Raw genomic sequence first — 16,310 nt, 5'->3', positions numbered from 1 at the left:
ATAAATAGGCGATCATCTTGTGTGGCTGAGGCTATTCGATGCGCCGAACCGAAACGCTGGCCAATGGCGTGATGATCCTGCTTGGTATTGTGCTAATTACAATCGGTTTAATATTTGGATCGGGCGGGGTATACTTAGCCTGGCTTGGCGGCAGCTGGTATTTCATGGTCATGGGCGCCGCGATGCTCGTCTCCGGTATACTGGTCGCCCAGCACCGGCGCGCGGGGGCGCTGCTCTACGGGGTGGCCTTCGTCCTGACCGGAATCTGGGCGGTTTGGGAGGTCGGGTTCGCGTTCTGGCCGCTCGTCTCGCGGCTGTTCGCCCTGGCAGTGCTCGGCTGCGTGGTCGCCATGCTGGCGCCGCTGCTCGATCGATCCGGTCGCGGTGTGTGGCGCCGGGCATCGCTGGGCATTGCCGCCGCGCTGGCCCTCGCCCTGGTGGCCGCCACGCTGCGGGCGTTCCAGCCGGTGCCGATCATCGCCGCGACCGAGGTTGCGGCGGTGCATCCGGCGACTCAGGCGCCGCCGCAGGTCGATTGGGCGGCCTGGGGCAACACCAATGGCGGCACCCGCTTCGCCGGGCTGACACAGATCGACGCCACCAACGTCGCCAAGCTTCAGCCGGCCTGGACCTTCCGCACCGGTGACATCGCGGTGAGCAACGGCTTCGGCGCCGAGGACCAGACCACGCCGCTGCAGATCGGCGACACCGTCTATGTCTGCACGCCCAACGACATCGTCATCGCGCTCGATGCCGATACCGGCACCCAGCGCTGGCGCTACGACCCGAAGGCGAGCGCTCCGCAATGGCAGCGGTGCCGCGGGCTCGGCTATCACGATGCGGGCGCTGCGGAGGGCGGAAAGGTCTGCCCCCGCCGGCTGTTGCTGGCGACCATAGACGCGCGTCTGATCGCCCTCGACGCCGCCACCGGCCAGCCCTGCACCGATTTCGGCGATGGCGGCACGGTCGACCTCAAGACCGACATGGGCGAGGTCAAGCCCGGTTACTACACGCAGACTGCCGCGCCGCTCGTTGCTGGCGATCTCGTGGTGGTCGGCGGCCGGGTCGCTGACAATATCGAGACCGGGGAACCCGGCGGCGTGGTCCGGGCCTACGATGTCGGCAGCGGCGAGCTGCGCTGGGCCTGGGATCCGGGCAACCCGGCGACCACCCGCCTGCCGCCTCCCGGCGAGACCGACACGCGGGGGACGCCGAACGTCTGGACCAGCATGGCCTACGATCCGGCCCTGGGCCTGATCTACGCGCCCACCGGCAACGCGACGCCCGACTTCTTCGGCGGCCACCGGACCGCTGAGGACGACGCCACCAACTCGTCGATCTTCGCACTCGACGCCGCGACGGGGCGGCCGCGCTGGCACGTCCAGCTCGTACACAAGGACCTATGGGACTTCGACGTTCCGGCCCAGCCGGCCCTCTACGACTTGCCGGACGGGAAGGGCGGCACCGTCCCGGGGCTGATCGCCGCGACCAAGCACGGCCAGATCTTCCTGCTGAACCGCGAAACCGGGGCGCCGATCGCGCCGGTCACCGAGCGGCCGGTGCCGCAGGGCAGCGTGCCGGGTGAGCAGTATGCGCCGACGCAGCCCTTCTCGGACATGCCCTCCATCGGCACCGAGACCCTGACGGAAGCCGACATGTGGGGGGCGACGCCGCTCGACCAGCTCCTGTGCCGGATCCAGTTCAAGGGCATGCGCCACGAGGGGACCTTCACCCCGCCGGGCTTCGACACCGCCCTCCAGATGCCGGGCTCGCTCGGCGGCATGAACTGGGGCAGCACCGCGATCGACATGACCCGGGACTACCTGATCGTGAACGACATGCGGCTGGGCCTGTGGAACCGGCTGATCGCCCGGGATCAGGTCGAGACCGGCAAGGCCACCGGCACCGAGATGGGCATGTCTTCGATGCGCGGAACGCCCTACGTCTCCGTCCGGAACCGCTTCGTGTCGGCGCTGAACATCCCGTGCCAGAAGCCGCCCTTCGGCACGCTGACGGCCATCGACCTGAAGGCGCGCCGCATCGCCTGGCAGGTCCCGCTCGGCACGGTGGAGGATACCGGGCCGCTGGGGATCAAGATGCACCTGCCGATCCCGATCGGGCTGCCCTCGCTCGGTGGATCGCTGGTGACCGGCTCGGGCCTGATCTTCTTCGCCGGAACGCAGGATTACTACCTGCGGGCGTTCGAGTCCGCGACCGGCCGCGAGGTCTGGAAGGGCCGCCTGCCGGTCGGTAGCCAGGGCGCGCCGATGACCTACAAGTCGCCCAAGACCGGCCGGCAATACATCGTGATCACGGCCGGTGGCGCGCGCCAATCCCCCGACCGCGGCGACTACGTGGTCGCCTACGCGCTGCCGGGCGATCCCGGATCGAAGTGATCCGGCTCACAGACGGCAAAATCGGGGTTCCCAAAGGGCAAGCCCTTTGGCGGGGTTCAGGGGCGGAGCCCCTGATAGATCGGGCGAAGCCCTGCACCCGCAAAATGTCTTCGACCCAGCCCTTTCAAGGTGCTGGTCTGAGAGCCAGGACATGGCGTCGAGCCTGTCGGCACAGCCCTTTTCCCGGGCGCATGCAGCGCAAGCGGAATGCGACCCGGGACCCAGCACAGGACGGCGCGCAGCGTCCGCCTGATCGACCCGTGCCGCTGACGCGGCGCTTCGTGTGCTGGGTCCCGGATCAGGTTCCGCTTCGCTTCACCTGTCCGGGAAAGGGGCGCGTGACCTGCTCAGGAGAGCCGATCTCACAACGAGCGCGTGGCTGAACACCTCGAAAGCGCTGGGTCTCGACCTTTTGAAACCTAGCCGAACCCGCGGGTGAAGCTGAGGCGGTGGTGTGGGCTCCGGCCGAGTGTGCTCAGGCTGGCGCGGTGTAGGGCCGTGCCGTAGCCGACGTTGCGCTCCCAGCCATAGCCCGGATGGCGGGTGGCAAGGCGGCGCATCAGGTCGTCGCGAAAGACCTTGGCGACGATCGAGGCGGCGGCGATCTGTGGGACCAGGGCATCGCCGCCGACCACCGCCCGGCCCGGCAGGCCGGGCAGGGCGTCCCGGCCATCGACTAGGACCGGCGCCGCGATCCTGAGCCGCGCCACCGCCCGCGCCATGGCGTCGAGCGTCGCGGCGCGGATGTTGATCCGGTCGATCAGCGCCCGGGAGCCCGCCGCGACGGCGAACTGGGCATGAGCGCGGATCAGCGGCGCCAGCTGCGCCCGGATCGGCTCGGGCACGCGCTTGCTGTCGTCGAGGGCAGCCAGGAGGGTAGGGGGAATCGCCACCGGGTCGAACCAGACCGCCGCGACCACCACGGGGCCGCACAGGGCGCCGCGCCCGACTTCGTCGCAGCCGATCACGGCCGGGTAATCCGCAGCCCGGGCCGGATCGAAGGGCGGGGTGAGGGCGGGCGTTTTTCGCTTCACGGGCGGCATGGTGCCGTCCTGCCATCCCGCGCGGCCGCCGTCACCGGTCAGGCGGCGTTCCGGGCCCCGCGCTCGCCGCCATGCGCTTCGATGATGTTCCCAAAGAACTGATCGGCACTGACATCCCAGCCGCGGCGCAGGGCTTCCTGCCGGCACTCGGACCGGGACAGGCGCAGCGCCGCAAGGGCCCCCGCGCGCAGATCCTGGTCGAGGATGCCGACGCGGGTCCCGCTCAGCACGTCGTTGGGGCCCGGCACCGGGAAGGCGGCGATCGGCAAGCCGCAGGCCATGGCTTCCAAGAGAACGATGCCGAACGTGTCGGTGAGGCTCGGGAACACGAAGGCGTCGCAGGCGGCGTAGACGGACGCGAGCGCCGCCCCCGTCCTGGTACCGAGAAACCGCGCTTCCGGGGCCAGCGCCTGCAGCCGCGCCCGGTCCGGTCCGTCGCCGACCACGATCTTCGTGCCGGGGAGGTCGAGGCTGAGGAAGGCCGCGAGGTTCTTCTCGACGGCGAGCCGGCCGACATACAGGAACAGCGGCCGCGGCAGCCCGGCCAGCTCCGCTGGCGGCAGCTCGCCGGGGGCGGCCGGGCGGAACCGCTCGGTATCGACCCCGCGGGTCCAGCGCATCAAATGCGTGAACCCCTTTGCTTCGAGTTCCGCTTGGAGGGAGGCCGTGCTGACCATTGTGCCTCGAGCCGCTCCGTGGAAGCGGCGCAGATAGGCGTAGGACCACGCTTCCGGCACCGGGAGGCGGGCGGCAAGGTATTCGGGAAACCGGGTGTGGTAGCTCGTGGTGAAGGGCAGGCCATGGGCCAGGCAGTGACGCCGGGCCGCGAAGCCGATCGGCCCCTCCGTGGCGATGTGGACATGGCTCGGCCGCTCTCGGGCCCAGCGCGCCGCCACCCGGTCCCGGCCGGCCAGGGCCAATCGGATCTCCGTGTAGCCCGGCAGGGGTAGGGAGCGGAAATCCGCCACCGAGAGCAGAGCCGTCTCGAAGCCATGCTCAGGGGCCCGGCGCACCATCTGCTCCAGGGAGCGGACGACACCGTTGACCTGCGGGTGCCAAGCATCGCTGGCGATGAGGAGCTTCACGGCGCGATCTCTCACGCCACCGCGCGCCGGCCCGGCATCGCCCGCGGCGCGGCATCGGCCTCGCGCGCCCGCAGGATGCTGGGATAGTGCAGCACCTCGATCCGGCCGTCGTAATGCTCGACCAGGCCGGTGCAGGATTCCACCCAGTCGCCGGTGTTGAGATAGCGCAGGTCGCCGATCGTTCGGTCGGCGGCGTGGTGGATATGTCCGCAGATCACCCCGTTGGCGCCCTGGCGGCGGGCCTCGTCGGCCAGGATCGTCTCGAACCGGCCGATGAAGCTGACGGCGTTCTTCACCCGCAGCTTCGCCCAGGCCGAGAGCGACCAGTAGGACAGGCCGACCCGCCGCCGGACCCGGTTGATCACGGTGTTGAGGGTCAAGGCCAGCGTGTAGGCGCCGTCGCCGAGATGGGCGAGCCAGGGTGAGTGACGCACCACCATGTCGAACTGGTCACCGTGGATCACCAGGTAGCGCCGCCCGTCGGCCGCCTCGTGGATAGCGGTTTCGGCGATCTCGATGCCGCCGAAATTGGTGCCGACATAGTCGCGCAGGAACTCGTCGTGGTTGCCCGGCAGATAGACGATCCGGGCACCCTTGCGCACCTTGCGCAGGAACTTCTGGACGACGTCGTTATGCTCCTGCGGCCAGTACCAGCCGGAGCGCAATTGCCAGCCGTCCACGATATCCCCGACCAGGTAGACCGTGTCGGCGTCGTAATCCCTCAGGAACGACAGCAGCATGTCGGCCTGACACCCGCGCGTGCCGAGGTGCAGGTCGGACAGGAACAGCGTCCGGACCCGGACCGGCATCTCCTCATCCTCGGCCACGTCACCCTCCCGGCGGTCGAACGGTCGAGGGATCCAGAGCGCGATCACGTCTCAGTTTGATGACGCGGGGCGCGTTCGCTGTGGGGTGTCTTTGTGCGCTGCGGAAGAAGTCCTCAAACGTGAATAGCTAACGTTGCGGCGCACCAAAAATTTTTTTACCGCCTTCCCGAAGTTTTTCCGGTTTTGCTTCCCAGCTTCGCCGCCTCATAATACCAAGAACCGGCGGCTCGGCGTGAGCCGGGCCGGATGCGTACTGGAAGGCGGCCAGGGTGCCTCGCGACGAGGCGCCGTAGAACGGGACGGCATTACGGAGGCGACCGGCGCGCGGGGGCGCGCCGCGACGCGAGCGGCACGAGGCCGCCTGCCGCTCCGCTGAGCCCCCCGATCCACGGAAGATGCGAAGAGAGTTCGGGACGCCGCGATTGTGCCGCGGCCACCGGCGCTGATCGCAGGATGCCCGACAAGGCCGCCGAGGTCGCTCGAACGAACCGGCGCGGGTCCGCCCGCGCGCAACAGATTTTTTGGAGGAAACAACATGGCCGCAACCCGGCGCCCCGGTCGCAATCACCTCTTCATCCCGGGTCCCACGAACATCCCGGATCGCGTCCTGCGCGCGATGCATGTGCCGTCCGAGGATCACCGCTCGCCGAGCTTCCCCGAGCTGACGAAGCCGCTGTTCCAGGACGCCAAGATGGTGTTCGGCTCGACCAACGGCACGATCATCCTGTTCCCGTCCTCTGGCACCGGTATCTGGGAATCTGCCCTGTCCAACACCCTGTGCCGCGGCGATACGGTGCTCACCGCCCGTTACGGCCAGTTCAGCCACCTCTGGGTCGACATGGCCCAGCGCCTCGGCCTCGAGGTGATGGTGCAGGACGAGGAGTGGGGCACCGGCGCCGATCCGCAGAAGATCGAGGAGGCTCTCCGGGCCGATAAGGATCACACGATCAAGGCCGTGATGGTGGTCCACAACGAGACCGCCACGGGTGTCACCAGCGATATCGGTGCGGTCCGTAAGGCGCTCGACGCTGCCGGTCACCCGGCGCTGCTGTTCGTGGACGGCATCTCGTCGATCGGCTCGCTGCCGTTCAAGATGGACGAGTGGGGCGTCGATTGCGCCATCGCGGGTTCGCAGAAGGGCTTCATGCTGCCGGCCGGCCTCGGCCTGATCTGCATCAGCCCCAAGGCGCTGAAAATCGCCGAAGGCGGCGCCGGCCGGAACGATCGGCTCGGCCATGTCTACTTCGCCTGGAAGGACCAGCTCACCACCAACGCCACGGGCTACTTCCCCTACACGCCGGCGCTCCCGCTGCTCTACGGCCTGCGCGAGGCCCTGGCCATCGTGAAGGAGGAGGGGCTGGAGAACATCTACCACCGCCATCACGTGCTCGCCGAGGCGACCCGTCAGGCTGTCGCGGCCTGGGGCCTCAAGCCCTGCGCCAAGGAGCCGAAGTGGAACTCGGACACGGTCACGGCGATCCTGGTGCCGGAGGGCGTCGATGCGGCCAAGGTGATCACCCACGCCTATGAGCGCTACAACCTGTCTCTCGGCAGCGGTCTGTCTAAGGTCGCCGGCAAGGTGTTCCGCATCGGCCATATCGGTGATCTGAACGAGCTGTCCCTCCTCGGTGCCATCGCGGGCGCCGAGATGGCGCTGCTGGATTGCGGCGTGAAGGTCACACCGGGCTCCGGCGTCGCCGCCGCCTCCAGCTACCTGCGCGAGAATCCGCTTCATAAGGCGTGATCCATGCACGTTGCCGGGGCGGGGCCGGGTTGCCGGCCCCGCCCCGGCGCGCAAGTAAGAACAAGAATCCCGAGGAAACCGCCCGTCGTCCGAGAGGGGATCTATGACCAAGAAGATCGTATTCCTGGATCGCGAGTCGCTCGATGCGACGGTCCGGCCGTTCAACTTCCCGCATGAATACGTCGAACACGATTCGACCTGGACGCCGGAGGATACGGTCGCGCGGCTCAAGGGAGCCGAGATCGCGCTGATCAACAAGGTCCCGATGCGGGCCGAGACCCTCAAGCAGCTTCCCGACCTGAAGCTCATCGCCGTGGCCGCCACCGGCACCGACGTGGTCGACAAGGCCCAGGCCAAGGCGCAGGGCATCACGGTCGTCAACATCCGCAATTACGCGTTCAACACCGTGCCCGAGCACGTGGTCGGCCTGATGTTCGCCCTGCGCCGGGCGATCGTGCCTTACGCAAACTCCGTGAAGCGGGGCGACTGGGCGAAGTCCAAGCAGTTCTGCTACTTCGACTACCCGATCTACGACATCGCCGGCTCGACGCTAGGCATCGTCGGCTACGGGGCGCTCGGCAAGTCGATCGGCAAGCGCGCCGAGGCGCTGGGCATGAAGGTCCTGGCCTATGACGTCTTCCCGCAGGACGGGCTGGTCGATTTCGAGACGATCCTGACGCAGTCCGACGTGATCACGCTGCACGTGCCGCTGACCCCCGAGACCAAGGGTCTGATCGGCGCCGCCGAGCTCAAGCGGATGAAGAAGAACGCCATCCTGATCAACACGGCCCGGGGCGGGCTGGTGGACGAGGCGGCCCTCCTGGCCGCGCTGAAGGACGGCACCATCGCGGGCGCGGGCTTCGACGTCGTGGCGCAGGAGCCGCCGAAAGACGGCAATATCCTGTGCGAGGCCGACCTGCCGAACCTGATCGTGACGCCGCACGTCGCCTGGGCCAGCAAGGAGGCGATGCAGATCCTCGCCGACCAGCTTGTCGACAATGTCGAGGCGTTCGTCGCCGGCAAGCCGCAGAACGTGGTGGAGTAGGGCTTGGCCTCTCCCTCCCCCCTTTGCGGGGGAGGGTGGCCCCCGAAAGGGGGGCGGGAGAGGGGAGCGACGGTGCAGAAGCGGGCTGCGCCCCTCATGCCGGTCGCGCCCTTTGCTAAACCCGGGCTCCCGTCTCCCGACCCCTGCTGACGCAGGGGCCACCCTCCCCCGCAGAGGGGGGGAGGGAGACGCGCGGAGCCGGGTTCTGACATTTAGGTCGTCCGCTCCCCTCGAGATTGGGAACGGATCGAGAAGACATCACGGCGGCGCCTCACAGGCGCGACGGATAAGGTCCAAAAAGCATGACAAAGAAGCTGCTGTTCCTGTTCGACACCGATGCGATGCCGAACGTGTTCGACACGGTGGTCGGCTATGACGGCGGTGCCGACCACATCACCGGCTACGGCGGTGTGACGCCCGACAATGTCGGCGCGTTGGTCGATGGCACGATCTACACCCGCGGCGGTTCCGAGAAGAAGTCGACGGCGATCTTCGTCGGCGGCGGCAGTATGGCGGCGGGTGAGGAACTCTTCACCGCAGTCAAGAAGCGGTTCTTCGGCCCGTTCCGGGTCTCGTGCATGCTCGATTCCAACGGCTCGAACACCACGGCGGCCGCGGGCGTCGCGCTGGTGGCAAAGGCTGCGGGTTCGCTCCAGGGCAAGAGCGCCGTCGTTCTCGCCGGCACCGGCCCGGTGGGCATGCGCTCCGCGGCGCTGCTGGCCGGCGAGGGCGCGGACGTGACCATCGCGGGCCGCGCTCTGGACAAGACCCAGGCTGCCGCCGACGCGATCAACAAGCGCTTCAAGGTCTCGGTGAAGGCCGCTGCGACGCCGGACGAGGCCTCACGCGTCGCCCTGGTGAAGGGCAAGAACCTCATCTTCACGGCCGGTGCCATCGGGGTCGAATTGCTGCCGGAGGCCGCCTGGGCACAAGATCCGGCCGTCGAGATCGTAGCCGATTACAACGCCCAGCCCCCGACCGGGATCGGCGGTATCGACGTCATGGACAAGGGCAAGGACCGCAACGGCAAGAAGGCGTTCGGGGCCCTGGGCATCGGCGGGCTGAAGCTCAAGCTGCACCGGGCCTGCGTCGGTCAGCTCTTCGAGAGCACCGAGCAGGTGCTCGATGCCGAAGAGATCTACGCGCTCGCCAAGTCGATGGCCTGAGGGGAGGCGCCGGTGACCGACACGCGTCCCCCCGAGACTGACAGCATCGATAAGTTCCTGACGGAGCTAGCCAGTGCCGCCCCGACCCCCGGCGGCGGCGGCGCGGCGGCGATCTCCGGCGCCATGGGCGCGGCCCTGGTGTCGATGGTCTGCAATCTGACCATCGGCAAAAAGAAGTACGTGGAGGTCGAAGCCGAGCTGAAGGACGTGCTCGCCCGGTCCGAGGGCCTGCGGGTCGTGCTCACCGGCATGATCGGCGAGGACGTCCAGGCCTTCGACGCTGTGATGGCCGCCTACGGCCTGCCCAAGGGCACCGATGACGAGAAGGCGGCCCGCGCCGCGGCGATCCAGGCGGCGCTGAAGACGGCGACCGACGTGCCGCTGTCCTGCTGCCGGGCCTGCCGCACGGTGATCGACCTCGCGGCGATCACCGCCGACAAGGGCAATCTCAACGTCGTCTCGGATGCCGGGGTGGCGGTGCTCTCGGCCTATGCCGGCCTGCGCAGCGCGGCGCTCAACGTCTACGTCAACGCCAAGGGGATCGAGGACCGGGAGTTCGCCGACGAGCGGCTTCAGGAGCTCGAGGGCCTGCTGGCCGAGGCCGGCGCGCTCACCGAGAAGGTCTACGGCGTCGTGAAGGCCAAGGTGAACTGAGGCGTGCCGCATCCGCCGCGGCGGGCACAAATGGATCGATAGTCGAGGCCGGGAGCATCATGCTCCCGGCCTCGTTGTTTTTCTGCAATGCTGCATCGCAATAGTGGGTTCGAATTCTGCTGCACCCGCGAAAAAGCCGACCTGAACCGATGGATCAAAAAATTTGACGGGCGTAATCTTCATACTCAACTAAAGTAGACAGAGTCGAACGGCGGCAACGACCGCGGAGGAGGCGCCGAATGGACGTCCACGAGTACCAAGCCAAGGAGCTGCTGGCGAGCTTCGGTGTGGCGGTTCCGAAGGGCGCCATCGCGTTCAGTCCGGACCAAGCGGTCTATGCCGCCACCGAACTCGGCGGCTCATTCTGGGCCGTGAAGGCGCAGATCCATGCCGGCGCCCGCGGCAAGGCCGGCGGGATCAAGCTGTGCCGGACCTACAACGAGGTCCGCGACGCCGCCAAGGAGCTGCTGGGCAAGCGCCTCGTCACCCTGCAGACCGGCCCCGAGGGCAAGCCGGTCCAGCGGGTCTATGTCGAGACCGCCGACCCGTTCGAGCGCGAACTCTATCTCGGCTACGTCCTCGACCGGAAGGCCGAGCGCGTGCGCGTCATCGCCAGCCAGCGCGGCGGCATGGATATCGAGGAGATCGCCGCCAACGAGCCGGAGGCGCTGATCCAGGTCGTCGTCGAGCCGGCGGTGGGCCTGCAGCAGTTCCAGGCCCGGGAGATCGCCTTCCAGCTCGGCCTGAACATCAAGCAGGTCTCGGCCGCGGTGAAGACCATCATGAACGCCTACCGGGCGTTCCGCGACTGCGACGGCACGATGCTGGAGATCAACCCGCTGGTCGTCACCAAGGACGACCGGGTGCTGGCCCTCGATGCCAAGATGAGCTTCGACGACAACGCGATGTTCCGCCGGCCGGGCATCGCCGACATGCACGACCCGTCGCAGGGCGATCCCCGCGAGGCGCAGGCCGCCGAGCATAACCTCAGCTATATCGGGCTCGAAGGCGAGATCGGCTGCATCGTCAACGGCGCCGGGCTGGCCATGGCGACCATGGACATGATCAAGCACGCGGGCGGTGAGCCGGCGAACTTCCTGGACGTGGGCGGAGGGGCCTCGCCCGAACGGGTCGCCACGGCGTTCCGGCTGGTGCTCTCGGACCGCAACGTCAAGGCGATCCTGGTCAACATCTTCGCGGGCATTAACCGCTGCGACTGGGTCGCGGAGGGCGTGATCCAGGCCGCCCGGGAGGTGAAGATCGACGTGCCCCTGGTGGTGCGCTTGGCCGGCACGAACGTCGAGGCCGGCCAGAAGATTTTGGCCGAGAGCGGCCTCGACCTGATCACCGCCGACACCCTGTCGGACGCGGCGCGCAAGGCAGTCGAAGCCTGCGACGCCGCCAAGAAGAACCGCTGAGGGGAGACCACGCCATGAGCATCCTCATCGACGAGACCACCCCGATCATCGTCCAGGGCATCACGGGCGACAAGGGCACCTTCCACGCCAAGGAGATGCTGGACTACGGCACGAACGTCGTGGGCGGCGTCACGCCGGGCAAGGGCGGTCGCACCCACCTTGGCCTGCCGGTGTTCAACACCGTCAAGGAGGCGGTGGCCGCCACCGGTGCCACCACGTCGATCACCTTCGTGGCGCCGCCTTTCGCGGCCGACGCCATCATGGAGGCGGCCGATGCCGGCCTGCGGCTGGTCTGCTCGATCACCGACGGCATCCCAGCCCAGGACATGATGCGGGTGAAGCGCTACCTGATGCGCTACCCGCGGGATCGCCGCACGATGGTGGTCGGCCCGAACTGCGCCGGCATCATCTCCCCCGGCAAGGCGATGCTCGGCATCATGCCCGGCCACATCTACCTCAAGGGCAATGTCGGGGTCATCTCGCGCTCCGGGACCCTGGGCTACGAGGCCGCCTCGCAGCTCAAGGAGCTCGGTCTCGGGATCTCGACCTCGGTCGGCATCGGCGGCGACCCGATCAACGGCTCGTCGTTCCTCGACCATCTCGCGCTGTTCGAGACCGATCCGGACACCGACGCGGTGCTGATAATCGGTGAGATCGGCGGCCCGCAGGAGGCCGAGGCCTCGGCCTGGATCCGGGACAACATGTCGAAGCCGGTGATCGGCTTCGTGGCCGGGCTCACGGCTCCGAAGGGGCGCCGGATGGGCCATGCCGGGGCGATCATCTCCGCGGCCGGCGACAGCGCCGCGGAGAAGGCCGAGATCATGCGCTCCTACGGCCTCACCGTGGCGCCCGATCCCGGCTCGTTCGGCCAGACCGTGGCCGACGTGCTCGCCCGGGCGGCTTGAAATCTTCCCTCCCCCTTGTGGGGAGGGACCGAGGGTGGGGTGGTGCAGAAGGGACCGGATCGCTGGATCCTGCGCCACCCCCACCCCTACCCCTCCCCGCAAGGGGGAGGGGAGCGCACCGCGCTCAAGGTGGCTCCATGACCCGTACCCTTCACGCATCCCCCGGCCTCGCCGAGGCCAGCGCTTTCGCGCCGCCGGTGATCACCGGCACGTCGGCCGAGCAGGCCCTGGACATCCTGTTCCAGGCGTTGCTCGACGTCGCGCGGCGTCACGACCCGGATCTCGAGGCGGTGCTGCATGGCACGGCCGACATCTCCCGCTTCTCGCCGGAGATGCTGGCGCGCGCCCTCCAGGTGCAGGGCATCTGGTTCCACCTCATCTCGATCGCCGAGCAGAACGCCGCCATGCGCCGGCGCCGCCACGTCGAGCGCACCGAGGGGCGGGCGGCGTTGAGCGGATCGTTCGCGAAGGTGTTCGCCGACGCCCGCGCCAAGGGGATCCAGCCGGCGCAGATCCAGGCGCTGCTCTCCGACCTGCGCATTCGGCCGACGCTGACCGCACACCCGACCGAGGGCAAGCGGGTGACCGTGCTGGAGAAGTTCCGGCGGATCTACCTGGTGCTGCGCGAGTTGGAGATGCCGCGCTGGACCGACCGCGAGCGCAACGGGCTCATGAACGAGCTGCGCGACCAGATCGAGCTGGTCTGGATGACCGGCGAGCTGCACTTGGAGAAGGCCACCGTCGAGCGGGAGGTCGCCTGGGGGTTGCACTTCTTCGACGAGACCCTGTTCGAGATGCTGCCCGAGACCATGGACACGCTCGAGGAGTCCCTGGCCGAGGCCTATCCCGGCACGCCGTTCAAGGTGCCGCCGTTCTTCCAATTCGGCTCGTGGATCGGCGGTGACCGGGACGGAAATCCCTACGTCACGGCCGCGGTCACCCGGCAGGCCCTGCACCGCAACGCGCTCGCCTCGCTCAACCGCTACCGGGACGGCGTGCGCGAGCTCGGCCGGACGCTCTCGCTCACCGAGCGCGCGCTGCCGCTGCCGGAGACGTTCCGCCAGGAACTCGACCGGCAGCTCGCGGAGAGCGGGCAGGCCCGGGCCATCGCCCGGCGCAATCCCGGGGAGCCGTACCGCCAGTATCTCACCTGCGTCCTGCGCAAGCTCGACGCGACCATCGCCCGCAACGAGGGCCAGCACCCGTCCGGCCCCGATTACGCCAGCGCCGATGGCCTGATCGAGGACCTGCGCACCCTTGAGCGTGGCCTGGAGGATGCGAAGTGCGGCGCGCTCGGCCGCGATCTGGTCCGACCGGTCCGGCGCATGGTAGAGATCTTCCGCTTCTCGACGGTTCGGCTGGACCTGCGCGAGAACACCACCCGGACCACCGAGACGCTCCAGGCGCTCTGGCGCCAGCGCAATGGCGAGGGCGAGCCCCCGGCGCTCGGCTCGGCGGCGTGGCGGCACTGGCTCGACGCCGAGCTGGTCCGCCCGCGGGATCCGGAACGCTCCTTCGAGAACCTGCCTGACGCCGCCCGCGAGACGCTGGCGACCTTCGCGCTGGTGGCCGAGATGCGCGAGACCCTCGACCGGGAGGCGTTCGGCGCCTTCGTCCTGTCGATGACCCGCTCGGTGGAGGATGTCCTTGGCGCCTACCTGCTCGCCAAGGAGGCCGGCGTGTTCCTCGACGCGGCCGGCCCCGACATCCGCCCGGAGATCTGCCCCCTGGCGATCGTGCCGCTGTTCGAGACGATCGACGACCTGCGGGCCGCCCCGGCCATCATGCGCGAGCTCCTGAGCGTGCCGGTGGTGCGCCGCTCGACCCGCTGGCAGGGCGGAGTGCAGGAGGTGATGATCGGCTATTCCGACTCCAACAAGGATGGCGGCTTCGTCGCCGCCAACTGGGAGCTGTACAAGGCGCAGAGCAAGTTGACCCGGCTCGGCCAGGAGCTCGGCGTCGGCATCGCGTTCTTCCACGGTCGCGGCGGTTCGGTGAGCCGGGGCGGCGTGCCGACCCACCGGGGCATCATGGCCCAGCCGCCGGGCTCGATCCGCGGGCGGTTCCGCACCACCGAGCAGGGCGAGGTCGTCTCCTTCAAATACGCCAACCGCGGCACCGCCGCCTACCAGATGGAGCTGCTCGCCGCCTCGGTGTTCGAGCACGCCCTGGCGGGCGACGGCGAGCGGGCTAGCGTTGGCCACGACGACGCCCTGGAGGCGCTCGCCGGCGCCTCGCGGGCCGCCTATGTCCGGCTGCTCCAGACCGACGGCCTGGTCGATTATTTCCAGTCGGCGAGCCCGCTGGACGAGATCGCGCTCCTGAACATCGGCTCGCGCCCGGCCCGCCGGTTCGGCACCCGCTCGCTCTCGGATCTCCGGGCGATCCCCTGGGTGTTCGCCTGGTCGCAGAACCGGCACGTGATCACCGGCTGGTACGGCGTCGGCTCGGGGCTGGCGAGCTTCCTCGACGTGCGCGGCCGAGATGGTGAGGCGACCCTGAAGCGCCTGTTCCAGGAATCCCGCGTGTTCCGCCTCGTTCTCGACGAGGTCGAGAAGACCCTGATGATGGTCGATCTCGACATTGCTCGCGCCTATGCCGGCCTTGTCCCGGACGCGGGCATCCGGGACCGGATCTTCTCGATGATCGAGGCCGAGTACGCGCTGACCCGCGAAATGGTGCTGCGGGTGAGCGGCGGAACCGACCTCGCCGAGCGCTTCCCGCTGTTCCGCGACCGTCTGAAGGGCCGGCTGTCGACCATCAATCAGGTTGGCCGCGAGCAGGTCGAGCTGCTGGCCCGCTACCGCGCGGAGACCGACGAGGACCGGCGCGAGGCGGTGAAATCGGCCCTGCTGCTGTCGATCAACTGCATCGCGGTCGGCTTCGGCTCGACCGGGTGAGGCGCGGCGCCCTGTCGGTGCCCCGCATCTGACCCATCTTGTTCCCGGAGGGCGATCCCCACGCACCCCGGCGGCATCAGAACCGTTACTAGGAGAGAGAAACACCCATGAGCTTCACCCTGATCCAGCAGGCCAAGCCGCGCCTGCATCGCTCCGAACTCGCCGTTCCGGGTTCCAACCCGACCTTCATGGAGAAGTCGGCGTCTTCTGCTGCCGACGTGATCTTCCTCGACCTCGAGGACGCGGTCGCTCCCGACGACAAGGAGAAGGCCCGCACCAACATCATCCAGGCGTTGAACGACCTGGATTGGGGCAACAAGACCATGATGATCCGCATCAACGGTCTCGACACCCACTACATGTACCGCGACGTGGTCGACATCGTCGAAGCCTGTCCGCGGCTCGACATGGTTCTGATCCCCAAGGTCGGCGTCCCGGCCGACGTCTACGCGATCGACGTGCTGGTCACCCAGATCGAGCAGGCCAAGAAGCGTGAGAAGCAGATCGGCTTCGAGGTGCTGATCGAGACCGCCCTCGGCATGGCCAATGTCGAGGCGATCGCCCAGTCGTCGAAGCGCCTGGAGGCGATGTCCTTCGGCGTGGCCGACTACGCCGCCTCGACCCGCGCCCGCTCGACGGTGATCGGCGGCGTGAACCCGGACTTCTCGGTGCTCACCGACAAGGACGAGGCCGGCAATCGCCAGACCCATTGGCAGGATCCGTGGCTGTTCGCCCAGAACCGCATGCTGGTGGCCTGCCGCGCCTACGGCCTGCGCCCGATCGACGGCCCGTTCGGCGACTTCTCGGATCCGGACGGCTACCGCTCGGCGGCCAAGCGCTGCGCGGCGCTCGGCTTCGAGGGCAAGTGGGCGATCCATCCCTCGCAGATCGATCTCGCCAACGAGGTGTTCACACCGTCCGAGGCCGAGGTCACCAAGGCCCGTCGCATCCTGGAGGCCATGCAGGAGGCCGCCAAGGCCGGTCGCGGCGCCGTTTCCCTCGACGGCCGGCTGATCGACATCGCGTCGATCCGCATGGCCGAGGCGCTGATCGAGAAGGCCAACGCCATGAAGGCGTGAGGGGGCTCGCTCTCCCTGCGGGGCGGGCGGCCCAAATGTGCGTCGCGG

At 68.5% G+C, this 16,310-nt stretch carries 12 protein-coding genes; 9 read left to right on the top strand and 3 right to left on the bottom strand.

The window, feature by feature from the left end:
* The first annotated feature begins 38 nt into the window (after positions 1-38).
* On the top strand, positions 39-2,396 hold the full coding sequence (locus MKK65_RS07190) for a membrane-bound PQQ-dependent dehydrogenase, glucose/quinate/shikimate family (protein WP_243956603.1): 2,358 nt from the start codon (positions 39-41) through the stop codon (positions 2,394-2,396).
* A gap of 419 nt (positions 2,397-2,815) precedes the next feature.
* On the opposite strand, the gene MKK65_RS07185 is transcribed toward MKK65_RS07190, so the two are convergent.
* The 3 genes from MKK65_RS07185 to MKK65_RS07175 are packed head-to-tail and all read right to left on the bottom strand — an operon-like array spanning position 2,816 to position 5,351.
* Positions 2,816-3,439: a ribonuclease HII gene (locus MKK65_RS07185; protein WP_243956601.1), complete on the bottom strand. Its 624-nt coding sequence runs from the start codon at positions 3,437-3,439 to the stop codon at positions 2,816-2,818.
* Positions 3,440-3,477: 38 nt separating this feature from the next.
* The gene (locus MKK65_RS07180) at positions 3,478-4,524 is read right to left on the bottom strand and encodes a glycosyltransferase family 4 protein (RefSeq protein WP_243956599.1); all 1,047 of its coding nucleotides are present in this window, start codon (positions 4,522-4,524) and stop codon (positions 3,478-3,480) included.
* Between the two features lie 11 nt (positions 4,525-4,535).
* Positions 4,536-5,351, bottom strand: coding sequence for a UDP-2,3-diacylglucosamine diphosphatase (locus MKK65_RS07175; RefSeq protein WP_243956598.1), 816 nt, complete (start codon positions 5,349-5,351; stop codon positions 4,536-4,538).
* 535 nt (positions 5,352-5,886) lie between these two features.
* Here MKK65_RS07175 and MKK65_RS07170 point away from each other — a divergent pair.
* From MKK65_RS07170 to MKK65_RS07135, 8 genes are all read left to right on the top strand, one after another.
* On the top strand, positions 5,887-7,095 hold the full coding sequence (locus tag MKK65_RS07170) for an aminotransferase class V-fold PLP-dependent enzyme (RefSeq protein WP_243956596.1): 1,209 nt from the start codon (positions 5,887-5,889) through the stop codon (positions 7,093-7,095).
* Positions 7,096-7,198: 103 nt separating this feature from the next.
* Positions 7,199-8,140, top strand: coding sequence for a D-2-hydroxyacid dehydrogenase (locus tag MKK65_RS07165; RefSeq protein WP_243956594.1), 942 nt, complete (start codon positions 7,199-7,201; stop codon positions 8,138-8,140).
* A 302-nt stretch (positions 8,141-8,442) separates the two neighbouring features.
* Positions 8,443-9,306 carry an NADP-dependent methylenetetrahydromethanopterin/methylenetetrahydrofolate dehydrogenase gene (locus MKK65_RS07160; protein WP_243956593.1) on the top strand — a complete coding sequence of 288 codons (864 nt, stop codon included), beginning with the start codon at positions 8,443-8,445 and terminating at the stop codon, positions 9,304-9,306.
* A gap of 12 nt (positions 9,307-9,318) precedes the next feature.
* Positions 9,319-9,960: a methenyltetrahydrofolate cyclohydrolase gene (gene fchA / locus MKK65_RS07155; protein ID WP_243956591.1), complete on the top strand. Its 642-nt coding sequence runs from the start codon at positions 9,319-9,321 to the stop codon at positions 9,958-9,960.
* A gap of 239 nt (positions 9,961-10,199) precedes the next feature.
* Entirely contained in the window at positions 10,200-11,378 is a 1,179-nt protein-coding gene (locus tag MKK65_RS07150; RefSeq protein WP_243956589.1) for a malate--CoA ligase subunit beta, read from the top strand.
* 14 nt (positions 11,379-11,392) lie between these two features.
* Positions 11,393-12,283: a succinate--CoA ligase subunit alpha gene (sucD, locus tag MKK65_RS07145; protein ID WP_243956587.1), complete on the top strand. Its 891-nt coding sequence runs from the start codon at positions 11,393-11,395 to the stop codon at positions 12,281-12,283.
* Positions 12,284-12,420: 137 nt separating this feature from the next.
* Positions 12,421-15,183, top strand: coding sequence for a phosphoenolpyruvate carboxylase (locus tag MKK65_RS07140; RefSeq protein WP_243956585.1), 2,763 nt, complete (start codon positions 12,421-12,423; stop codon positions 15,181-15,183).
* 107 nt (positions 15,184-15,290) lie between these two features.
* Positions 15,291-16,262 (top strand): HpcH/HpaI aldolase/citrate lyase family protein, encoded by a 972-nt coding sequence (locus MKK65_RS07135; protein ID WP_058190878.1) that lies wholly within the window; start codon positions 15,291-15,293, stop codon positions 16,260-16,262.
* Positions 16,263-16,310: the final 48 nt, after the last annotated feature.

This window comes from Methylobacterium sp. J-001 (genome assembly GCF_022829565.1).
Lineage (GTDB): Bacteria > Pseudomonadota > Alphaproteobacteria > Rhizobiales > Beijerinckiaceae > Methylobacterium.
This window is presented reverse-complemented; position numbering and strand designations above follow the sequence as displayed.